Genomic DNA, 565 nt, shown 5'->3' on the forward strand with positions numbered 1-565 from the left:
GATATAATCTCACATCTTCTCAACAGCTTAAGATCCATTCCGTGTCCCGCCGTTATCAGCTGACTGATGCACAATGGGGGCTTATCGAGCCCCAGTTTCCTTCTCGAAGCCTGATCGGGCGCCCTACCCGTGAACCGCGCCAAGTGCTCGATGGCATTCTCTGGATACTCCACACCGGAGCTCCTTGGCGAGACCTTCCAGAACGTTTCGGACCATGGAATTCGGTCTACAACACCTTCCGGCGTTGGCAGGATGCAGGCCGGATTGATGCCATTCTGGAAGCGCTGCAACTCAAGCTCAATGAAGAAGGGCTCATCGATTTCGACCTGTGGTGCCTGGACGGCTCCAATGTCAGAGCATCCAAAGATGCTGCCGGTGCACGTAAAAAAACACCTCAATGAATCAAGCCCTTGGCCGTTCGCGGGGAGGTTTCGGCAGCAAAATTCACTTGGTCACGGACGGTCATGGCTTACCACTGAGCTTCTGCCTGTCACCGGGGCAATCAGCAGAAATCAGCTATGCAACAAGCGCGTTGGCCATGGCGAGGATACCAACGTCATCAGGT

1 pseudogene is annotated in these 565 nt (G+C 54.5%); it reads left to right on the forward strand.

Features of this window, described 5'->3' with window-relative positions:
* Positions 1 to 41: 41 nt before the first annotated feature.
* A pseudogene (locus MUW49_RS18420) lies at positions 42 to 565 on the forward strand (IS5 family transposase); the annotation flags it as partial.

The organism is Aeromonas sp. LsrichE-8G, from assembly GCF_022869435.1.
Lineage (GTDB): Bacteria > Pseudomonadota > Gammaproteobacteria > Enterobacterales > Aeromonadaceae > Aeromonas > Aeromonas caviae.